This window comes from Brachybacterium sp. 107 (assembly GCF_052379725.1).
Taxonomy (GTDB): Bacteria; Actinomycetota; Actinomycetes; order Actinomycetales; family Dermabacteraceae; genus Brachybacterium.
Window position 1 is genome coordinate 1 of the sequence record NZ_JBQSYW010000033.1, and the last position, 20,869, is coordinate 20,869.

Sequence of the window (20,869 nt, forward strand, 5' to 3'; positions counted from 1 at the left end):
CGGGAATGACACCCCGTAGGGGTCAGCCGATTCACGAGTCACGACGGGCGCCGGGCTACCAGCACCAACCCTGCCAGCCAGCCCCGGGCCGGCCATCACGAACACTTACAGGCGATTCACTACGGGTGCGGCGTTGAAGTCGTCGGCCCCAGTGATGTCCGCACTCTTCCAGCGCGGTACGTGTGGGGCGATCGTGTCGATCTGACGCAGGATGGCAGCCCACAGCGACGCGGCGATGATCGTGGAGGCAGGCGCTGTCACCGGCACCGGCACTGTCGCTGACCGAGCCTGCGCCGGCGGCTACCGGAACACGGGCATCGTCGGCCGCATCCGTAGTGACGACCGGAAGGCGGCGACCGAGGGCCACGAGCACGACGGTCACGACGAGCACCGCCCCCGCGACGATCCAGATCGCCCACGCGAGGGAGGCAGAGGCCTGGCGCCGGACCAGACGGCACTGCTGCCCAACAGGATCACCTTCACCGCGCCACGCATATACGCTGTCCCTACGTCCAAAACCGGCGTGCATACTGCTGAGCGGCCTGCCGGCCATGAGGGGAAGTTGCCCATGTCCATCGACTTTGCAAACGCGCACGAGCGCCATCAAGATGACGCGTCCTACCTGGACGACACCGGACGCCTGGCCAACGCGGACCATCTTTATGGCTTTTCGGCCGAGTGCGGCCTAAAGGCTCTTATGACGCTTTTCGGCATGCCCGTCAAGGTATCTGGCGACCCAGAGGACCAAATGAACCGGAAACACATCGAAATAATCTGGGGTCGATATTCCGCATACACATCAGCCCCATATTCTACCGACTACCAGCTCGAGAGCGAGAACGCCTTCACTGATTGGCGCGTGTCGGACCGCTACGCAGCTGATACCAATGTAACGACGTCGCGGCTGAGCCGCCATCGTGAAGGCGCGAAGCACGTGCACGATCTGATCAACCGCGCTCGAGTGGAAGGATTGCTTACATGACAAGCGCTACGATTCAGTTTGACCAAATTCTCGAGACGTCTCGAGCAGTGTTGGCACCACACCTCAACCTCCTCCCCGAGGGAACTCTCCTCAATCGAGATCTCACCTCTCGCGTTCGACTCGTCGTTCCCTCAGCGAGCATAAACGACAACGAGACCACCCAGCACATCAAAGCAATCGCCGCGGAACTCTCACGGGCACTCTCCCCCCATAGCTACCCTCCGGAGCACCTGCTGCTTTGGGAGGACGATCTCGAACTCGCTCGTTACGGCGCACACCTCTTCCCCCTCTTCGTCGACACCGACCGAGTCCAGGTCGCAGACAGGCTCATGCACGGGTCAAGCTGGTCGAGGATCTCCGACATCTCCAACGGCGCCCCTCGGATCGTTTTCTTCTCGGTGAAGGGCGGTGTCGGAAGATCTACAGCGCTGTCCGCTCTTGCATGGGACCTTTCCGCAGGGGGCAAGCGAGTGATGGTGGTCGACTTAGACCTCGAATCGCCGGGGATCTCGACATACCTGCTTCCGCAGGAGAATCAGCCAAGCGCGGGAATAGTCGACTGGCTAGTCGAGGACCTGGTGGACAACGGTGACGCACTGCTCCCGGATCTCTATTCGCTCTCACCTTCAGCGCCCGATGGCGAGATCATTGTCGTGCCAGCACATGGCGTGAATCCAGGCGAATATATTTCCAAATTGGGGCGGGCTTGGATGACAAAAGGAACCGGGACCGCTCAGGAGGCTTGGGAGCAACGCCTTGATCGACTACTCCGCCTTCTTGAAGATGCCCATCGGCCCGATGTGATCCTGATCGACTCCCGCTCAGGGCTCGACGACGTAGCTTCCAACGCGATCGCCTCGCTCGGAGCCCGGATGACCCTGCTATTCGCCACGGACGACGAACAGTCCTGGCGCGGATACGGGAGCCTCTTCAACCATTGGTTGCGCACAGGAGTTGCTCCAATGATCCGAGACCGCCTGCAAGTGGTCGCGGCCCTGGTCCCCGAAGAGGAGTCCTTCGAGCACACGACCCGTGTGCGAGGCTCCGCGCTAGATCTATTCGAGTCCACTCTGTATGACGCCGTAGATGGCGACGAGACAACGGGAGCGGAGTCGTTTTCCTTCATCGACAACGACGAGTTTGCGCCCCACTTCCCCTGGGCCGTGCGGTGGAACCGCGGCATACGATCGTTGCGCTCCGTCTCAGATGGGATCGGGCGCATGGACCCCTCGACCCTTGACCACACTTTCGGTCCACTGCTCACAGGAGTCAAGTCGATACTTACGACCGAAGAGGAAGCAGGCCAGTCATGACAACCGGATCTACTAGTACTCGGCAGAGGGTTCGTCAGGCGGTCCAGGTAGCGATCTCGGAAGATCAGCCCGACGATCCGGCGACCAAAGAGACCCTTTACACCCCTCGCTCTCACCATCGTGCGCTGCGCCTCGACGCGTCGATCGTAATCGGGGGCCGGGGAGCAGGAAAGACCTTCTGGACCTCAGCACTGAGGAAAGAAGACCTGCGCCAGCGTCTCGGAACCACCCATCGAGATCTCGATGTCACCGACGTATATGCAGGGCATGCCGAGGGCTCAAACCTTGACGCTTACCCGGACGCCGCGACCTTCGCCCAGCTCCTCGACAGCGGTTTCACGCCGTGGGACGTATGGCGAACCGTTGTGCACGGCCTCCTCTCACCGACGAAATCCCGTCTCCAGTATTCGCCAGAGACTCCGTGGCCTACGAAAGTACAGAAAGTTCGGTCTGCTCCTGAAGAAGTTGCCCGCGACATTGAAGCTGCACAGAAGGAGCGAGCCACCGAGGGTCGACATACCCTGCTAGTTTTCGACGCACTGGACCGTACCAGTTCAACCTGGGACCGAGCGGACGATATTGCGCGAGATCTCCTGCGAACCGCGTTGTGGATTCGCCCGTTCAAGAATCTCCACATCAAGGTTTTCCTACGCGACGATCAGTACCAACGAGCGATCTACGATTTTGCTGATGCTTCAAAGTTGAAGGCCACGGAAGCAAAGCTATCCTGGGAACGAGAGGACCTCCATGGCCTGCTCTGGCAGCGGTTAATCAACGCCCCCGGGGAAGACGGTGAGCTTCTACGCAAAATCGGGCAGGAAGCGCTTCAGCGCGATGCGTTCCAGCAGACAGGTTCCGTCTGGGAGCTCTCAGAGCCATTGCGCACCTCGGATGCCCAGTTACGAACGCTCTTCGCGAGTCTGGCTGGCATCAAGATGGGCACCGACCGTCGGCGCGGAAATCCTTACACCTGGGTGATCAGCCATCTCGCAGACGGCAACGGCCAGACCTCACCCCGTTCGCTGCTGCGCGCGGTCCGTAGCGCGGCCGAGGATTCGGTAAACCGCTACGCCGACTCCACGTTCGCGTATGCCCTGCACTACGAGAGCATCAAACGTGGTATCGGTGATGCTTCCCGGGGGCGCGTCGACGAGCTACGGGAAGACTATCCGTGGGTGGACCCAGTGGCGTCATCACTCGCCGGGTCCACCGTACCGCTCGACGAGCAGGCGGTAATCGACGTCCTCGTCGCCGCCCATCCTACTGGGCCCAAAAATGCCGTCAATGACGCATCGAAGGACTCTCTGCCGCCAGAGCACATGGAGGACGGATGGGGCGGTATTATCCTGGATCTCGTGCGGATCGGCGTTCTCACCCATAGGAAAGATGGCCGCATCGATATGCCTGATATCTACCGGATCGGATATGAAGTCAAGCGAAAAGGCGGCGTCGCGCCACAAAGGTGATCGAACTAAAACTGCTATTCAGCTTGAACCGGCCAAGGTTCTCTGCCGCTACTTTGCGGGTTCGGGCTCTCGGGTGAGGGCCTGATAGTGGAGCGTCTCGAACTCTATCGGGGTGAGCATCCCAAGAGTCCCGTGGAGGCGCCTGTTGTTATAACAGTCGACCCACCCGGCGGTCGCGTACTCGACGTCCGCGAGAGTCCTGAACGGCCCGGGATGGAAGACGGTGGTGCGGATGCACTCGGCCTTGAACAGGCCGTTTACCGTCTCCATCAGGGCATTGACATAGGCGTCGCCGACGGTTCCGATCGACGGGGCGATCAGGCGACCGTTCCTCGTCAGCATGCGAACAGGAGCTCGGCCCGCCCGCAGGGTGGCAGACCGCTCTTCTGCCCCGCCCTCACGCTCTCGGGCGATGTCCGAGAGACTCACACGTCAGGCGCTCGCCTAGCCGTTGCGGGTCATGACGTTGTAGTCACGGAGCAGGGATTAAGGAACGGGTCCCTGACCTGCACGATGGGTGGTGCTGGAGCGGAGCGCTTCTCAGGATTCGAGAACCGCGACGCCTCGGCCAGGGCGCGCGCCCCCTCGTCGTCCGCCCGGGACGGGTTTCTCAGAAATCGGCAGCATCCGCCTCGGCGCTCGCGCGGCGCACCGTCTCGAGGTGCACCGGGCGCACCGTGTCGACGGACCCCTCGACGTCGTCGTGGCTGCGCAGCCAGTGGGCGACGTAGGGGCAGACGGCCACGATCCGGTGCCCCTCGGCGACGCTGGTGAGGAGCGCGGTACGGGTGAGGGTCCCGGCCAGGCCCCGCCCGCCGAAGGCGTCGTCGATCACTGTGTGGTAGAAGATCCGCTGGTCATCAGGGTCCTCAGTGGGCTTGGTGTACATCGAGAAGCCAGCCTGCTCGCCGTCGACGAGGATGTCGAAGCGGCCGCGACCGGGGTTGTCGCGCACCTCGACCTCGTCGGGGGCATCGGGCGGCGGGGTATTCGTCGGGTCGGTGGTGGGCTCGTCGGCAGTGAGCTTGTCGGCGGTCATGTCAGGTCCTCTCGAGTGCGGGAAGGGTGGGGAGACGCTGTCATATCCGGCACGGCTCAGACGGCGATGAGGAACGTGAGCGCAGCCCACGTCGAGATGGTCGCGATCGATCCCCAGAGCACGATCGCCACCGCCTGCCACAGCAGCACCCATCTCCGTGGCGTGCCTGCTGCAACGAGGATCGCTGCGGTGAACTGCGTCGGGATCGCCAACGGTCCCAGGAGGGTGGCCCCGGGTACCCCGAAGCGCACCAGCCATCGCTTGAACCGGCGGCGGCCCTTCGACTCCAGCGCGGCGGAAGCGTCGGGAGCGGAGAGATCGGCAGGATCCGCGGGAGGCAGTTCGGACTCCGCTGCCGGCCCTCCGGCCATCGCCGCGACGCGTGCCGAGCGTCGGTCCACGACGGCGCTGCGGGCGCGTGAGCTGAACAGGACCACGAGGAGCACGCTGAGGAAGTTGCCCGCCATCGCGGCGATGGCCACGACGATCGGATTCATTCCCCCGGCGATACCGATGATCGATGCCCCCTCGACCTCGAGGAACGGGATCGCCCCAGCGAGGAGGACGACGAGTGGTTGGATGAGTTCGGACACCTGCGCCACCAACTCCTGAAAACTGCTGACGAGCCTCTCGGTGGGAGTCATCTCTGCAGTTCCTCTCGTGAGTTCTTGATCGGGTTATGGATCGGTTTCTTGAGCGGGTTCTGGATCGTCAGTTCCTCCCTACGGCGCTCTTCTCCGCCCTCGCGGCGCTCGCACGCTGAGCATCGGTCCCCGGCTGGGCCGGATTCCCTGCGCCGTGCACGCCGCGCGGTGAGGGGGTGAGCGCCGGGCCGGTGCGTCGGGTGCGGATCCACACCACCAGAGCCGTGAGCACGACCACCGCTGCGGGCAGCAGCGTCGTCGCCGAGCCGACCCCTGCGGAGCGGTCGTACGCGGCGATGACGTCCACGTGGAGAGCGGCGTCGAACAGGAAGCCGAGCGTGTTGAACCCCGAGTGCAGCACCACCGCGATCTCGATGCCGCCGGTGCGCCAGGTGACCACCGCGATGCCGATGGCGAAGACGAGGTAGTTCAGGTTCAGCCGCAGGTCGCTCGAGAGATGAACGATCGCGAAGAGCACGCTCGAGACGATGATGGCGACGACGATGCCGGACCGTGCGCCGCGCGCCCATCCGCCGGCGACACGGAGGATCAAACCCCGGAACCCGTACTCCTCACCGGCGCCCTGGAGCGGGGTGAGCAGCAGCGTGGCCAGCAGGAACCAGACCACGTCCGTCTGGCTCAGCGTGTGCTCCGGCAGCGGTGCCCAGTACAGGACGGCGGTGATGACGGTCCACACGGGGATGATGACGAGCAGAGCCCGCCCGAAGATGTTGAACCGGAAGCTCGAGACCACCGAGTGGAGCGAGGCACCCTTCACGCCGTAGAGCACGCGCTGGATGAGCATGCTCCACGGGAGGAGCATCGCGACGGCGGCCAAGCCTGCCGCGTGGAACAGGGGCGTATAGGCCACGCCGCCGTCGACGGAGGGGCCGCCGTCCGCGGAGGGGCCGCCCTCCACGAGCACTGCCACGGCGGGGAAGAGGATGTTGAAGAGGAACATCCCGCCGGGGTTGTACCTCTCGCTGTAAGCGCATACGTTGAGCAGACAGCTGACCACGACGGTCACGCCCGCGGACCGGAAGCCCTGGGGTGAGCTGTCTGCTCGACCGAGGAGTTCCGATGGCACGTCACCACCATTCATCACCGCAGGAGGACCGTCCGAATATCGTCCTGATCCTGACCGATGACCATGCCGCTCACGCGGTCAGCGCGTACGGCTCGGCCGTGAATAGCACGCCACGCATCGACGAGATCGCCGAGACCGGGGCTCTGCTGGAGAACTGCTTCTGCACCAATTCGATCTGCGCACCGAGCCGCGCCTCGATCCTCACCGGGACCTACAGCCACGTCCACGGCGTGACGACCCTGAAGACACCGATCGACGCTGGCCAGCCCACTTTCATCACGCAGCTGCGCGATGCCGGCTACCGAACGGCGATCTTCGGCAAATGGCACCTCGGTCACGGCGAAGGACACGACCCGGAGGGCTTTGACCAGTGGGAGGTCCTCATCGACCAGGGACGATACGTCGATCCTGAGTTCCTGACGGTGGACGGCATGATCACCCGCCCCGGCTATGCCACCGACGTCATCACCACTCAGGCGCTCAACTGGGTCGAGAGCCTCGAGAGCGAGGCGCCGTGGTGCGTACTGATCCACCACAAGGCACCGCACCGGTCCTGGTTTCCCGACGAGGCGCATGCCGGAATGTACGCCGACCCCATTCCCGTCCCGGAGACGCTCTTCGACGGCAAGAACGACTGGCCGACGCGCAGCGAAGCCGCCCGGCACCAGGCCATGACGATCGCCGATCACCTCTACCCCGTCGACCTCAAGGTCGATCCTCCGGAGCATCTGAGCGGGGACGAGCTCACGCTGTGGAAGTACCAGCGGTACATGGAGGACTATCTAGCGTGCATCGCCTCGGTCGATGACAACGTCGGCCGGGTGACCGACTGGCTGCGCGAACGGGGCGATTTCGAGAACACCCTGCTCATGTACACCTCGGACCAGGGATTCTTCCTCGGCGACCATGGCTGGTATGACAAGCGGTTCATGTACGACGAGTCGATCCGGATGCCGTTCGTGCTGAGCCTTCCGCGGCAGATCGAGGCGGGTCAGCGCCACGCCGGCATCGTGACCAACGTGGACATCGCGCAGTCCGTGCTCGAAGCCGTCGGGGTGGCCTCCCATCCCCGGATGCAGGGCAGGAGTTTCTGGAGGGACATCACGCAGGGCACGCCGGAGCCTTCGCCCGACGGCTTCTACTACCGGTACTACGAGAACGACGACCCGATCCACCACGCCTTCGCCCACTACGGGTACCGCACGGACCGCTACAAGCTCATCTACTTCTACAACGACGGCCTGGGGCTCCCTGGTAGCGGAACGGAGACGTTCACGCCCGAGTGGGAGATGTACGACCTGCTGACGGATCGCGAAGAAGTCCACAACGTGGCCCACGACCCGGAGTACCGGGACGTGCGAGCCGACCTGGAGGTCCGTATGTGGCGCAGCCAGCGTGCACTCGGAGACACCCCACACCCGAGCCAGCCCGTCCCTGCCGGCCTGGCGCACGACGAACGAGGAGAATGACATGGCCACCGGATACGGGTCACGAGGAAGCAGCCTGAGAGACCTCCCCTGGCTGCGCGATCATCGTCGGCGCCGGGTCTCCAGCTGGGATCGCACCGGAGGCAATGACGACCGTGTCACCCTGCGCCCACAGGAGACGCTGACAATGGCGGACATCCCCGGCGCCGGGTCGATCAACCACATCTGGATGACGATCGCGCCGGCCGGATTCGACGCAGGCACCGACGACGACTATCTGCGCCGACTCGTGCTTCGGGTGACCTGGGACGGCTCGGACCATCCCAGCGTCCTGGTCCCGCTCGGAGACTTTTTCGGGGTGGGCCATGCCCGGACGACCGACTTCATCTCCGCGCCGTTGCAGATGAGCCCACAGGACGGCAAGGCCATGAACTCGTGGTTCCACATGCCCTTCGCCGAGGGCGCACGGTTCGAGCTGATCAGCGAATGCGAACAGCGCGACATGTGGGTCTACTACTACATCGACTACGACGAGTTCGACGAGCTCGAGGACGGGCTGGGCCGGTTCCATGCCCAGTGGCGACGAGCCAACCCGACCCCGGGCATCGAGGAGGACGGGCTCAGCAACGACGAGTTCCAGTTCGGCGGGACGAACCTCAGCGGCGAGGACAACTACACGATCCTCAGCGCCACGGGCCGCGGGCACTACGTCGGCTGCGTCCTCAACGTCGTGAACCTGCGGGAGACGACGGAGGGCAACTGGTACGGGGAGGGCGACGACATGATCTTCGTCGACGGCGAGGGGTTCCCTCCCAGCCTGCACGGCACCGGCACCGAGGACTACGTCAACACTGCCTGGTGCCCCTCCGAGGCCTACAGCGCCCCGTATCACGGGATCACGCTGCCCGGCGGCCCGAACTGGTCCGGCCAGATCTCCATGTACCGCTTCCACATCGAGGACCCGGTCCCGTTCCGGGAGTCCATCCGGGTCACCATCGAGCACGGCCACGCCAATCGACGCAGCGACGATCTCTCCTCCGTCGCCTACTGGTACCAGCAGCTTCCCCACGAACCGTTCGGCCTGGCGCAGGTCGCCGACCGTCTGCCCTGAGGACGTCCCGGGGCAGAGCATCTCCCGGGGCGGGCCCGCACCGGGTCCGACGCCGCGACCGGCCAGCTCCTCGAGCAGGGCTGGGGCGCCGTCAGTGCGCAGCACGTCGGGAACGTGGAGGTACGGCGTGGTGAGGGTTTCGTGCTCGAGGAGGCCTCGAGCATTTCGTCGTCGCGGACAGGTCGTCGGAAAAACCATTCGGGTACTGTGCGACAGTCCCCGCCCTAGCTCGAGGTGCCTCTCCGGCACCGCCTCGGAGGATTTGCCGTGCCGCTGAAGAAGTCACCTACCGTCTATGACGTGGCGGCGCACGCCGGAGTCTCCATCGCGACGGTCTCCCGGGTATTGCGCGGCCCGGACAAGGTCGCCGCCGGCACCCGGGAACGGGTGCTCTCGGCCGTGCAGGAACTCGAGTACATCCCCAACGCAAGTGCACGCGGGCTCGCGGGCCGCCGCACCGGCGTGCTCGGCCTGCTGATTCCCGGCCATGACATCCCGGCCACCAGCCACGGACGCACAGCCACCGCCGCGACGGTCGAGTTCCTCGACGACCACGACAACTCTCACACCGGCTTCCTGCGCAATCGCTACTTCGAACAGCTCGTCCAGGGTGCGGAGGCCGCGGCCTGGCGTGACGGATACGCGTTGCTGATCGCCGCCGGGACCAGCGTCAGCCGCGACGTGATGCTGCGGGACCTGACCGGACGCGTGGACGGTCTCGTCGTCGTCTCCCGCACGGTCCCCGACGAGCTCATCGAACGCGCCGCCCACAGCGTCCCACTGGTCCTGGTCGCCGGCGACCTGCCCGGCACCACGGATTCCGTGCGGGTGGACAACCGGGGCGGGATGTCGGCGCTGGCCCGGTACATCCTGCGGGTGAAGCCTCCCGGTCCTGTCATCTACCTCGCCGGCCCGCCGAACTCCCCCGATGCCGCCGCGCGCGAACTCGGCTTCCGCGATGCCATCGCCGCCCACCCCGACCGCTGGCACTCCGCCCTCGCCGAGTTCACCTGGGAGGGAGGCCATGGCGCGATCGTCGACCAACTGCGCACCGAAGCCCCCGGCGCCGTCATCGGAGCCAACGATCAGAGCGCTCTGGGCGCCCTGGCCGCGCTCCAGGAAGCCGGCATCCTCGTCCCAGAGGATTGCGTCGTCACAGGCTTCGACGGGATCGATGAGGCCCGATACAGCCGTCCGGGTCTGACCACTGTGCGCCAGCCGATGACCGATCTGGGAGTCCACGCCGTCGACGTCCTGCTGCGGCGGATCGCCCACCCGGACGCCGAACCGCACGACCTCCAGCTGCCCGTGGACGTGCTGCTGCGGGACAGCAGCGGGAGGCGGAAGCCGGACTGAGCGCCGGGACCGGCAGGCGACGCCCAGACCATCCGGAGATCGCGTCCCTGGGGTTGCACAACGCTATGTAAGCGCATACAGTCACAGTGTCCCGTTCGCCGGACGCCGATGCTGGCGACGAAGGAAGCACACCGAGGCGGACGGACACCGGAGGGCAGGCTCCTCCCGCGAGGCAGCGGGCACCGGGCCCTCCACCCGTCCACTCCGGGACGGATCGTTCACAACGACGGCGTGAGGACGTGAATTCGTGGCACCCGCACTACACCTGAAACCGGGCCGACGCACCCTGCTCACCGGCAGCGCACTCGGCCTCACCGGGCTCGTCGCCTCGGGGTGCTCCCTGCAGATCCGCAGCGAGCCGGACCCGACCATCGGCGACGACACGATGCTGATCGCAGGCGACAAGGGCACCCCCACCTTCACCGCGAACTTCAACCCGTACCAGCCGACGCCGCGCACGGCCGCGACGATCATCTATGAGCCGTTGATCTGGATCAATCCGCTCGACGGGTCCCTCGTGCCCTGGCTCGCCGAGAGCTGGGAGCAGCCTGATCCGCAGCAGATCGTCATGACGTTGCGAGACGGCGTCACGTGGACCGATGGCACCCCCCTGACCAGCGATGACGTTCTTTACACGTTCCAGATGCTGAAGGACTTCCCGGCGAACGACACCGCCGGCGCCTGGGGCCGCATCGACACCATCGAGGCCTCAGGCAACACGATCACGGTCACCCTGCTCGCAGCCGACGCACCGGCGCTGCCGATCGTCGGCAAGACGATGATCGTCCCCGAGCACATCTGGTCCGAGATCGAGGACCCGGGGACCTGGCGCAACGAGGAGCCCGTCGGATCAGGCCCCTACACGCTCGGCAACTTCACCACGCTGCAGTACACGCTGGACCGCTACGACGGGTACTGGCAGGCCGACTCGATCGATATCGCCCACCTCGTCTACCCCGCAGCCAGTGAACAGCTCGACCTGGTCACCAAGGGATATGACTGGGGATACTCCTACATCAGCGACGTCGAGAACACCTGGATGGCCGCCAACGACCACAACAGATACTGGTTCCCGCCGGGCGGCATCATCGGCCTGCACCCCAACCACGACGTCGAGCCCTTCGGGAATCCCGACGTGCGCCGAGGGATCGCGCTTGCCCTCGATGGGGAGCAGATCGCGGAGGTCGCCGCCGAGGGCTACATGGAGGCGGCCAGCCAGTCCGGCATGCTGCTGCCCAACCAGGAGGAGCTCCTGAACCCTGATCTCCCGGACCGGGGCATCATCGGCCGCGACACCGACGCCGCGATCGAGGCGTTCGAGGCCGCCGGCTTCCGCTACGACGGCACCACGATGCTCACCGCCGACGGTGCCCCGTTCACCTTCGCGATCACGACGGCCAACGGCTACACCGACTGGCTGCGGGCCGTGCAGGAGGTCCAGCGCGAGCTGGGGGACATCGGCATCGAGGTCACGGTCGACGCTCCGCAGCCCGCCGCCTACGAGGCGAACCTGTCCAGCGGTGATTTCCAGATGGCTGTCAGCTCCTCGAACGGTGCCGACGCCTTCGAGGGATTCTCGAACCTGCTCTCCGGCGGCAGCTACGTGCCGATCGGCGAGACCAGTCAGAACAACCGCATCCGCTACCGCAATGACGAGGTCGACGACCTGATCACCCAGTACCGGGCCTCGGTCGACGACGCCGAGCAGGAGCAGATCCTCCTGCAGCTGCAGCAGATCTTCTATGACGACCTCCCCATCATCGCGATGTACTACGGCGGGCTGTGGGGGCTGTACAACGACGGCCGCTTCACGGGATGGCCGACGGCCGAGGACCCCTACGCCCCGCTGCAGACCTACGGGTCCTCACCGCTCCTGGTGCTGACCAAGCTGCGCCGGGCCACCCAGGAAGGCGAGTGATCCTGCCATGAGATACATGCTCCAACGCCTGGGCTGGTTCGTGCTCACCCTGTGGGCCGCCATCACCATCAATTTTCTGCTGCCGCGGATGATGCCCGGCTCCCCGGCCGACGCCGCCATCGCGAAGCTCTCGCAGAACGGTCCGGTCACCGACGAGACCCGCAGGGCGGTCGAGGCCCAGCTCGGCGTGCCCGACGGGAACATCCTGCAGCAGTACGTCGACTACCTCGGCCAGATCTTCTCCCTCGACTTCGGCGTCTCCTACGCGTTCTACCCGGAGCCGGTCAGCGGGCTGGTCGCTGCGGCACTGCCCTACACCCTGATCCTGGTGGGTCTGGTGACCATCGCGTCCTTCATCGTGGGCACGCTCCTCGGCGTGCTCGCGGCCTGGAAGCGCGGGACGTGGCTGGACGCGCTGCCCGCCGTCGGCGGCAGCTTCATCAACACCTTCCCGTACTTCTGGACGGCGCTGCTGCTGCTGTTCGTGCTGGGTTACGTCCTGCACCTGTTCCCCACCTTCGGCGCTTACTCCGCCACCACGGTGCCGGGGTTCAGCCTGGAATTCCTCAAGGATGCGATCTACCACGCGGCGCTCCCCGCCTTCACGATGTTCATCACGTCGCTGGGCGGCTGGATCATCGGTATGCGCAACGCGATGATCACCACGCTGGGCGAGGACCACGTGACGTTCGCGGAGGCCAACGGCATCCCCGGGCGGACCGTGGCTCTGCGGTACGCCGCCCGCAACGCGATCCTGCCCAACCTCACCGGCTTCGGCATGGCCCTGGGCGGAGTGGTCGGCGGATCGATCCTGGTCGAGCAGGTCTTCGGGTATCCCGGGATCGGCTTCCTGCTGTTCAACGCGGTGACCGGCCAGGACTACCCGCTGATGCAGGCGATCTTCCTGATGATCACGATCAGCGTGCTGATCGCGAATCTGCTCGTGGACATCTTGTACGGCATTCTCGACCCGAGGACGAGGCGATGAGCGCACCGATCGAACCGACCCCATTGACCACCGACAACTCCCCGCACGACGGCGATCCGACCGGCGGCCGCGACGCCGCGGCGCCGGACCGCCGCCCCGCCCTCGCCGCACTCGCCAGCGGCCTGCGCACCATCTGGGGCAACCGCAAGGCCCGCATCGGCCTGATCCTGCTCGGCGTGTTCGTCGTGCTGGCCGTGCTGGCGCCGCTGATCGCGCCCTACGACCCCAAAGACAACACCTTCGAGCGCAACGTCGCCGGCTCCGCCCAGCACTGGCTGGGCACCACCGCCGCCGGCGAGGACGTGCTCAGCCAGGTCATCTACGGCGCCCGCATCTCGCTCGTGGTCGGCTTCGGTGCGGGCGGCATCTCCACCGTGATCGCCGTGATCATCGGCCTGAGCTGGGGCTACATGAAAGGCATCCTCGCCGATGTCGTCAACTTCGTGGTCAACCTGTTCCTGGTGATCCCGGGACTGCCCCTGATGATCGTGGTCGCCACCTATCTCAGCAATGGCGGCATCTCGGTGATCATCGTGGTCATCGCGATCACCGGCTGGGCCTACGGCGCCCGTGTCCTGCGCAGCCAGACGCGCACGCTGCGCGGACGGGACTTCGTGGAGTCCGCCCGGTTCTCCGGCGAACGCGCCCCGCGGATCATCTTCCGCGAGATCCTCCCGAACATGACCTCACTGATCGCTGGCGGCTTCTTCGGATCCGCCACGGCCGCGATACTCGCCGAGGCGGGCCTGGAGTACCTGGGCCTGGGCGACTCCACGGTCGTCAGCTGGGGAACGATGATCTATTGGGCGCAGAACTCCAACGCGATGCTGACCGGTCAGTGGGCGCTGCTGTTCGCCCCCGGTCTGTGCATCGCCCTGCTGGCCACCTCTTTGACCCTCATCAACTTCGGTATCGACGGGATCAGCAATCCGCGTCTTCGGGAAGGGAGCACAGGGCGATGAGCACTGCTGCGATCACGAGCCCGCTCACCTCGGGCACCGACGAGCCCCTGCTGAGCGTTCAGAACCTGTCCGTCGTCTACGAGCCGGTGGGGGCCTCCCCCACCCACGCCGTCCGGGACGTCTCCTTCGACGTAGGCCGCGGCGAGTTCATCGGCCTGGTCGGCGAATCCGGATCGGGGAAGTCCACCCTGGGTTTCGCCCTCACCGGCCTCGCCAAGGCGCCGGCGCGCATCGAGGAGGGCCGGGTACTGTTCGGCGACCTCGACATCGCGCACATGAGCCAGGAGGCTCTGCGCACCCAGCGGCAGGGCGGATTCGCCATGGTGCTGCAGGCTGGGATGAACACGCTGAACCCGGTGCGCACCATCCGCAAGCACTTCCACGACATCTTCGGTGCCCACGGCCACATCCCGGCAGCACGCCGTGATGCGCGCGCCGAGCAGCTCGTCGAGCGCGTGTCCCTGACCTCGGAGGTGCTGGACCGCTACCCGTTCGAGCTGTCCGGCGGGATGCGCCAGCGCGTCACGATCGCGCTCGCGCTGTCGCTGGAGCCGCAGCTGATGGTGTTCGACGAGCCCACCACGGCGCTGGACGTCCTGGTCCAGCACGCAGTTATGGACACGATCCGCGATCTCCAGGCCGAGGAAGGTTTCACCGCCCTCCTGATCAGCCACGATCTCGGGGTGGTCCTGGAGTCCGCGCGGCGCGTTCTGGTGATGCACGACGGTCGCATCGTCGAGGACGCCCCCAGTGCGGACATCCTGCACCGGCCGCATCACGAGTACACGCAGATGCTGCTGAGCCACTTCGCCGATCCTCGGGCGGAGCACATCTCCTTGCCGGGGCTGGAGGCACCCGAGCCGCGGGACGTACCGGCCGAGGACGCGAGCTCGTCCCCCGAGGCACCCGAGCGGCCTTCGACACAGGACGGCGGGTCGACGCGCGATCAGCCCACCGCCGGCGGGTCCCCGGGGGAGCCCACGGCTCCCGCGCGGGCGACCGCGCGGCGCACGCCCGCACCGACACCGTCGGAGGGACCGGAGCTGCGCGTGACCGGAGTGTCCAAGCGATTCGGAGCACCGCGACGGAACGCCTCGTCCGTGCTCGCCGTCGACGACGTGACGTTCACGCTCGCCCCCGGCGGGGCGACCGCACTGGTCGGCCAGTCCGGCAGCGGCAAGTCCACGCTCGCGCGCATGGTCACGGGAGTGGAGAAGCCCACCGCCGGCGGCATCCAGCTCGGCGGGACCGATGTCGTCTCGCTGAAGCGGGGCGGCCTGCGGGACCTGCGTCGCACGGTGCAGATGGTCTTCCAGGATCCCTACTCCGCGTTGAACCCCCTGAACACCGTCGAGTACACGCTGGGCAGGGCGATCACCAACCTCACCGACGTCCAGCGGGACGGGGTGCGCCACCGCGTGTTCGAGCTGCTGGAGACGGTGGGGCTCACCCCCGTCGAGCAGTACGCGCGCAAGCTGCCCCACCAGCTCTCCGGTGGTCAGCGCCAGCGCGTGGTGATCGCCCGGGCACTGGCGTCGAACCCTCAGGTGATGATCGCCGACGAGCCCGTCTCGATGCTCGATGTCTCGCTGCGGGCCGGCCTCCTCGCGCTGCTCCGCGACCTGCGGGAGCGCACCGGCATGTCGTTGCTGTACATCACGCACGACCTGCTGAGCGCGCGCCTGATCACCGACGACATCCTCGTGCTGCACGAAGGGCGGGTGGTCGAGCAGGGCCGGACCGCGCAGGTGCTGCGCCATCCGCGCGACGAGTACACGATCCGACTGCTTGACGCCATCCCGAATCCGCGCCGCGTGCACGGCGCATGACCACACCGACCTCGCACGACAGGAGACCCATGTCCACGCTCAGCTTCCCCGACGGCTTCCTCTGGGGCGCCGCCACCGCCGGCCACCAGGTGGAGGGCAACAACATCAATTCGAACTGGTGGGAGATGGAGCACCGCCCCGACACCCACGTCGTCGAGCCCAGCGGGGATGCCGCCGACAGCTACCACCGCTTCGGCGAGGACATCCGGATCCTGGCCGAGCTGGGGATGAACTCCTACCGCTTCAGCATCGAGTGGGCTCGTATCGAGCCCGAGCGCGGCGTGGTCTCCCGGGCCGAGCTCGCCCACTACCGCCGCATGATCGATACCTGCCTCGAGCACGGGGTCGAGCCCATCGTCACGCTGATGCACTTCACGGTGCCGCGCTGGTTCGAGCGCGACGGGTTCTGGCGGGCCGACGACGCCCCCGAGCTGTTCGCCCGGTACACCGAGAGCGTGCTGCCGATCCTGGACGGCGTGCGCTACGTGTGCACCATCAACGAGCCGAACATCGCGGCCATGCTCGCCGGCGGCGAGAAGGCCGAGAATCTCGTCGCCCACGGGCTCGCCTTCCCCGACCTGCACGTCGCCGATCAGCTGTTGGCCTCCCACAAGGCCTCCCGCGCAGTGCTGAAGGCCGGCCGTCCCGCGATCCTCTCCGGCTGGACGGTCGCCACCCAGGCCTTCCGCGCGACCGAGGAGGAGGGCAGCGCCGAGAAGCTCCAGGAGTACGGCTACCCGCGCGACTTCTGGTACCTGGAGAACTCCGCCGGCGACGACTTCCTGGGCGTCCAGGCCTATACCCGCACCTTCATCGGCCCCGAGGGTCCGATCCCGGTGGCGAAGGGCGTCGAGACCACCCTGACCGGCTGGGAGTTCTTCCCGCCGGCCGCGGAGCTTGGCCTGCGCAGCGCCTGGGAGCTGAGCGGCCAGGTGCCGCTGATGGTCACCGAGAACGGGATCGCCACGGCGGACGACACCCGCCGCCATGCCTACATCCAGGGCTCACTGGAGGGCATCCATCGGGCGATGGTCGACGGCATCGACGTGCGCGGCTTCCAGTACTGGTCGCTGCTGGACAACTACGAATGGGCCAGCGGTTTCCGGCCCACGTTCGGCCTGCTCGGCTGGGACCCCGAGACCTTCGAGCGACGGATCAAGCCCAGTGCACGCTGGTACGGCGAGGTCGCCCGGGCGGGCACCCTGAGCGTCGAGGATCCGGACCCCGCCGCGCGCCCCTGACCGGGTGCCCCGACCCCCTCGCGACCTCGCACTCGCACCAGCACCAGCACCCGTCCCGGAGGACGACCGTGACCGCAGCTCCCGCACGCCGACCCAACATCCTCATGGTCCTCACCGACGACCATGCCGCCCACGCCGTCGGCGCCTATGGGTCGGTCGTCAACGTGACCCCGCATCTGGACGAATCTCCTCCCGCGGATGGGTGATGGAGGACTGCTTCTGCACGAACTCCCTCTGCACACCGAGCCGCGCCTCGATCCTCACCGGCACCCACAGCCACGTCAACGGTGTCACGACCCTGTCGACGCCGATGGACCCGTCCCTGCCCACCTTCGTCTCCCGGCTGCAGGAGGAGGGCTACCGCACGGGGATCGTCGGCAAGTGGCACCTGGGCGAGGGGCCCGAGCACGAGCCCGCCAGCGGCGAGGTGTTCCTGCGCGTCGGCGACGAATCGAAGAAGCTCTCCTATTCACAGCGCCGAGAGCTCGACTACGACCGGGGCAGCGCACAGTTCGAATACGAGCCTGCCGTCGACGCGACCATCGAGGATCTGGATAACGATGAGCTGACCGAATACCGTGAGTCGATCGGCGCCACGTCAGACGACCTCATCGCGCTGCGGGCACGGAGCCTGGTTCGCCGGGACGGCACTCTCACCCTGGCCTCCGTGCTCCTGCTCGGCCAACATCCGCAGGACTGGCTCCCCCAAGCACATGTTCGCGTCACCCGCTTCAGCGCCAACACTGCTGGAACGGGCCGTCGACAGACTGTCGAATCCGGCATAGATACCCGACTCGAAGGTCCGATCGCCCGCATCGTCGACGAGGCAGCGGCTCTCATCGATTCCTGGATGCCGCACCGCCGCGCTCTCGACACCAACGGTCGGTTCACCGACCAGTCACTCGTGCCGAAGGATGCCTGGCTCGAGGGTCTCGTGAATGCTGTCGTGCACCGCAGCTACTCGATGGCAGGCGATCACATCCGTGTGAACATCTTTCCCTCACGCGTAGAGATCGAGAGCCCCGGCCGCTTCCCCGGACTCGCGGACCCCACCAGGCCCCTGGATATCGCCAGATACGCAAGAAACCCTCGGATCGCTCGCGTCTGCTCCGACCTCGGGATCACCCAGGAGCGCGGGGAAGGAATCCGACGCATGTTCGACGAGATGCGCCTCGTCGGCCTTGTCGACCCCGAGTACCACCAGACCAGCGGAAGCGTACGTCTCACCCTGACCGCGCTCAGTCGGCTGAGTCCTGAGCAGCAGGCAGCATTGCCCCGCGGGGCCGAGGAGATCCTCGCCGTGCTCCGACACAGGGAGCATCCGCTGGGCACCGGAGAACTCGTCGAGGCGACGGGCCGCTCTCGGCCGTGGGTCCGAGCACAGCTCGAGGAGCTGCGCGCGAGTGGCGTCGTCCGCTGGGAGGGGAAGTATCCTCGCGACCCACGCGCCACCTGGTCACTTCCGCGATGAAAGGGAATGTCATTGGCACCTACTCGAAGCTACTCTAAAAAATTCTTCGAGTAGCTTCGAGTAGGCCTCGAGCTCGCTGCGCGGTCGCCTCCCGTGCGCCCAGCTCGTCAGCGCGAACATGCGCACCAACGGCGCCACCCGCGAGGTCCACGAGGTCCACGAGGTCCACGAGGTCCACGAGGTCCACGAGGTCCACGAGAACGGAACCGTCGACGTCGCACCCCTGGGCGCACCGAAGGGACTCTCCTCATGGCTGCAACCCTGCTGACCACCAACCGCATCACGATCAGCGATCGCATTGTCGACGAGGCCTGCGATACTCCTCCGCTGACGAACGCTTCGCTCGTTCTCCGCACGGACGACGGCGCAGAGGTCAATCTGCCGCGCGATCTCCAGCGGGTACTTCTCGGGGCGCTCACGTCTTTAGCGAACGACGGCGAGGTGACCATCTGTCGGATGCCTGAAGAGCTGACAAGCACTGTCACGGCAGACCTGCTCGGCGTCTCCCGACCGACGCTCATGAAATGGGTTCATGACGACGAGATCTCTTCGTTCAAGGTAGGCACCCACACCCGGTTCCGACGCGACGAGGTGTTGCGCGTGCGCGACCTCCGCGCGAAGCAGCGCCGCGCAGCGTTCGACGAACTGCGATCCCTCGACGAAGCTCCCGAAGAACTCTTCGTCGACTGAGCGCACCGGGGGACGGACGGGACGTCCGTCCCCCGGCAAAAGCACCCGAGAACGTCAGTGGATCTCCCGCAAGAGCTGGGTCCGCACGTCCATGGACTCCAACAGAGCCTCTCGAACCAGTCCCTCCGCTATCGTGGCGCGATGCACGCCGCCATCACCTACGTCGGCATCGACCTCGCCGCGGACCCGAAACGCACAGGCATCGCGCAGTTGCGCGACGAAGGCACGAAGGTCGTGGTCGAGGACGTCCAGGTCGGCGCAGATGACGACGCGATCGTCTCCGCAGTCATGAGCGCGCGCAAGGCCGGCGTGGACGTTCCTTTCGGATGGCCTCGGGCGTTCGTCGAGCTGGTCGAGGCGCATCGGACAGCAGCCCTTCCTCCCCCACCGAGCACCGGCCCGCAGTGGAGGCGGGAGATTCTCTATCGCGCGACCGATCTCGAGGTGAGGCGCCGGGTGGGGAAGAACCCGCTGAGCGTTGCGTCGGACAAGATCGCCCACCCCGCCATCCGCTGGGCGGGCATCGCCGCACGGCTCCGGGAGCAGGGAATCCCGGTCCCGCCCGATGGATGCGGCGTCGCCTGCGAGGTGTATCCCGGTGCCGCCCTCGCCGCCTGGCAGCTGGCGGGCCACAGATACAAGGGCACGGAGGGAGCGGCGTCGCGGGCAGTACTCGTCAAGCAGCTATCCACGCAGCTTCCCTGGCTCGACTGGGCGGCTCATCACGATGCATGCGTCGATGACGACAACGCGCTGGATGCGGTGATCGCTGCGGTCGTCGCCCGCGACGTCGACCATGGGCTCGCAACGCCGCCACCTCCCGAGCTCGCAGAACTGGCCGCCGAGGAGGGCTGGATCTGGCTGCCCGAAGGATCTTAGGCGGCAACCAGTTGACGAGCAGCCTGGTCTCCAATGTGACCTTCACCGAGGGGCTCGTGAGGTTCCGCGAGAAGTGGTTCGCGTACTACGGGCAGTCGGACACGACGCCGGCCGTGGCTGTGGCGGACCTGGGCCTGCCCGCAAGTCGTTGACGGGTGATCAAGCTGCTTGAGCCTGATCTGCGTGTTCTTCGGTCTCGGCCTGGTCGCGCTTGATGGCGTTCTCGAACGCGACCGGGCTGGTGTAGTCGAGGCTGGAGTGCAGCCGGCGACGGTTGAAGACGATCTCGATCCAGCGAGCCACCTCGCGGCGAGCTTCGGCCCGGGTTGGCCAGGAGCGCCGGTCGTAGAACTCGGTCTTCAGCGTGGCCCAGAACGACTCGGCCATCGCGTTGACGCTCCTATAGTTGTCAACTCGCGATTTCGCCGGTGCGGGGGTTGACCTTGATGAGGTGGTAGACCTCGCG

20 protein-coding genes and 2 pseudogenes are annotated in these 20,869 nt (G+C 66.2%); 17 read left to right on the plus strand and 5 right to left on the minus strand.

What is annotated here, in order from left to right; all coding sequences use genetic code 11:
• Positions 1 to 211: 211 nt before the first annotated feature.
• Genes ACT3UL_RS18750 through ACT3UL_RS18760 form a run of 3 tightly spaced genes read left to right on the plus strand, consistent with a single transcriptional unit; the run spans position 212 to position 3,761 of the window.
• Positions 212 to 982: a hypothetical protein gene (locus ACT3UL_RS18750; RefSeq protein WP_444579926.1), complete on the plus strand. Its 771-nt coding sequence runs from the start codon at positions 212 to 214 to the stop codon at positions 980 to 982.
• Positions 979 to 2,295: a KGGVGR-motif variant AAA ATPase gene (locus tag ACT3UL_RS18755; protein WP_444579928.1), complete on the plus strand. Its 1,317-nt coding sequence runs from the start codon at positions 979 to 981 to the stop codon at positions 2,293 to 2,295. The genes ACT3UL_RS18750 and ACT3UL_RS18755 overlap by 4 nt, the downstream gene beginning before the upstream one ends.
• A complete protein-coding gene (locus ACT3UL_RS18760; RefSeq protein ID WP_444579929.1) occupies positions 2,292 to 3,761 on the plus strand; it encodes a hypothetical protein in 1,470 nt (489 codons plus the stop codon). Before ACT3UL_RS18755 ends, ACT3UL_RS18760 begins: the two co-directional genes overlap by 4 nt.
• Before the next feature lie 48 nt (positions 3,762 to 3,809).
• Here the strand turns inward: ACT3UL_RS18760 and ACT3UL_RS18765 are convergent.
• The 4 genes and pseudogenes from ACT3UL_RS18765 to ACT3UL_RS18780 all read right to left on the minus strand — a co-directional run.
• Positions 3,810 to 4,079: pseudogene (locus tag ACT3UL_RS18765) on the minus strand (integrase core domain-containing protein); the annotation flags it as partial.
• Between the two features lie 292 nt (positions 4,080 to 4,371).
• Positions 4,372 to 4,800: a GNAT family N-acetyltransferase gene (locus ACT3UL_RS18770; RefSeq protein WP_444579930.1), complete on the minus strand. Its 429-nt coding sequence runs from the start codon at positions 4,798 to 4,800 to the stop codon at positions 4,372 to 4,374.
• A gap of 56 nt (positions 4,801 to 4,856) precedes the next feature.
• A complete protein-coding gene (locus ACT3UL_RS18775) occupies positions 4,857 to 5,393 on the minus strand; it encodes a small multidrug efflux protein (protein ID WP_444579931.1) in 537 nt (178 codons plus the stop codon).
• A 118-nt stretch (positions 5,394 to 5,511) separates the two neighbouring features.
• Positions 5,512 to 6,531, minus strand: a complete 1,020-nt coding sequence (locus ACT3UL_RS18780) for a lysostaphin resistance A-like protein (RefSeq protein ID WP_444579932.1) — start codon at positions 6,529 to 6,531, stop codon at positions 5,512 to 5,514.
• Between ACT3UL_RS18780 and ACT3UL_RS18785 the strand changes: the two genes are divergently transcribed.
• The 14 genes from ACT3UL_RS18785 to ACT3UL_RS18850 all read left to right on the plus strand — a co-directional run bounded on the left by ACT3UL_RS18785 (position 6,525) and on the right by ACT3UL_RS18850 (position 20,555).
• Entirely contained in the window at positions 6,525 to 8,000 is a 1,476-nt protein-coding gene (locus ACT3UL_RS18785; protein WP_444579933.1) for a sulfatase family protein, read from the plus strand. The genes ACT3UL_RS18780 and ACT3UL_RS18785 overlap by 7 nt on opposite strands.
• Before the next feature lies 1 nt (position 8,001).
• Positions 8,002 to 9,069, plus strand: coding sequence for a glycoside hydrolase family 172 protein (locus ACT3UL_RS18790; RefSeq protein WP_443412872.1), 1,068 nt, complete (start codon positions 8,002 to 8,004; stop codon positions 9,067 to 9,069).
• Between the two features lie 267 nt (positions 9,070 to 9,336).
• Positions 9,337 to 10,425 (plus strand): LacI family DNA-binding transcriptional regulator, encoded by a 1,089-nt coding sequence (locus ACT3UL_RS18795; RefSeq protein WP_444579934.1) that lies wholly within the window; start codon positions 9,337 to 9,339, stop codon positions 10,423 to 10,425.
• 247 nt (positions 10,426 to 10,672) lie between these two features.
• Positions 10,673 to 12,343 carry an ABC transporter substrate-binding protein gene (locus ACT3UL_RS18800; RefSeq protein WP_444579935.1) on the plus strand — a complete coding sequence of 557 codons (1,671 nt, stop codon included), beginning with the start codon at positions 10,673 to 10,675 and terminating at the stop codon, positions 12,341 to 12,343.
• Between the two features lie 7 nt (positions 12,344 to 12,350).
• Positions 12,351 to 13,331: an ABC transporter permease gene (locus ACT3UL_RS18805; RefSeq protein ID WP_444579936.1), complete on the plus strand. Its 981-nt coding sequence runs from the start codon at positions 12,351 to 12,353 to the stop codon at positions 13,329 to 13,331.
• Complete coding sequence (locus ACT3UL_RS18810) at positions 13,328 to 14,293, plus strand: ABC transporter permease (RefSeq protein WP_444579937.1); 966 nt, start codon at positions 13,328 to 13,330, stop codon at positions 14,291 to 14,293. Before ACT3UL_RS18805 ends, ACT3UL_RS18810 begins: the two co-directional genes overlap by 4 nt.
• Complete coding sequence (locus ACT3UL_RS18815) at positions 14,290 to 16,122, plus strand: dipeptide ABC transporter ATP-binding protein (RefSeq protein WP_444579938.1); 1,833 nt, start codon at positions 14,290 to 14,292, stop codon at positions 16,120 to 16,122. Before ACT3UL_RS18810 ends, ACT3UL_RS18815 begins: the two co-directional genes overlap by 4 nt.
• Positions 16,123 to 16,151: 29 nt before the next feature.
• Positions 16,152 to 17,363: a glycoside hydrolase family 1 protein gene (locus tag ACT3UL_RS18820; protein WP_444579939.1), complete on the plus strand. Its 1,212-nt coding sequence runs from the start codon at positions 16,152 to 16,154 to the stop codon at positions 17,361 to 17,363.
• Positions 17,364 to 17,431: 68 nt separating this feature from the next.
• Positions 17,432 to 17,569: a hypothetical protein gene (locus ACT3UL_RS18825; RefSeq protein WP_444579940.1), complete on the plus strand. Its 138-nt coding sequence runs from the start codon at positions 17,432 to 17,434 to the stop codon at positions 17,567 to 17,569.
• The gene (locus ACT3UL_RS18830; RefSeq protein WP_444579941.1) at positions 17,569 to 18,834 is read left to right on the plus strand and encodes an ATP-binding protein; all 1,266 of its coding nucleotides are present in this window, start codon (positions 17,569 to 17,571) and stop codon (positions 18,832 to 18,834) included. Before ACT3UL_RS18825 ends, ACT3UL_RS18830 begins: the two co-directional genes overlap by 1 nt.
• A 118-nt stretch (positions 18,835 to 18,952) precedes the next feature.
• Positions 18,953 to 19,102, plus strand: a complete 150-nt coding sequence (locus tag ACT3UL_RS18835) for a hypothetical protein (RefSeq protein ID WP_444579942.1) — start codon at positions 18,953 to 18,955, stop codon at positions 19,100 to 19,102.
• On the plus strand, positions 19,084 to 19,524 hold the full coding sequence (locus ACT3UL_RS18840) for a helix-turn-helix domain-containing protein (RefSeq protein ID WP_444579943.1): 441 nt from the start codon (positions 19,084 to 19,086) through the stop codon (positions 19,522 to 19,524). The genes ACT3UL_RS18835 and ACT3UL_RS18840 overlap by 19 nt, the downstream gene beginning before the upstream one ends.
• Before the next feature lie 141 nt (positions 19,525 to 19,665).
• Positions 19,666 to 20,403, plus strand: coding sequence for a DUF429 domain-containing protein (locus tag ACT3UL_RS18845; RefSeq protein ID WP_444579944.1), 738 nt, complete (start codon positions 19,666 to 19,668; stop codon positions 20,401 to 20,403).
• A gap of 11 nt (positions 20,404 to 20,414) precedes the next feature.
• Positions 20,415 to 20,555 (plus strand): hypothetical protein, encoded by a 141-nt coding sequence (locus tag ACT3UL_RS18850; protein WP_444579945.1) that lies wholly within the window; start codon positions 20,415 to 20,417, stop codon positions 20,553 to 20,555.
• A 7-nt stretch (positions 20,556 to 20,562) separates the two neighbouring features.
• Here the strand turns inward: ACT3UL_RS18850 and ACT3UL_RS18855 are convergent.
• Positions 20,563 to 20,796 (minus strand): annotated as a pseudogene (locus ACT3UL_RS18855) (integrase core domain-containing protein); the annotation flags it as partial.
• Between the last annotated feature and the right edge of the window lie 73 nt (positions 20,797 to 20,869).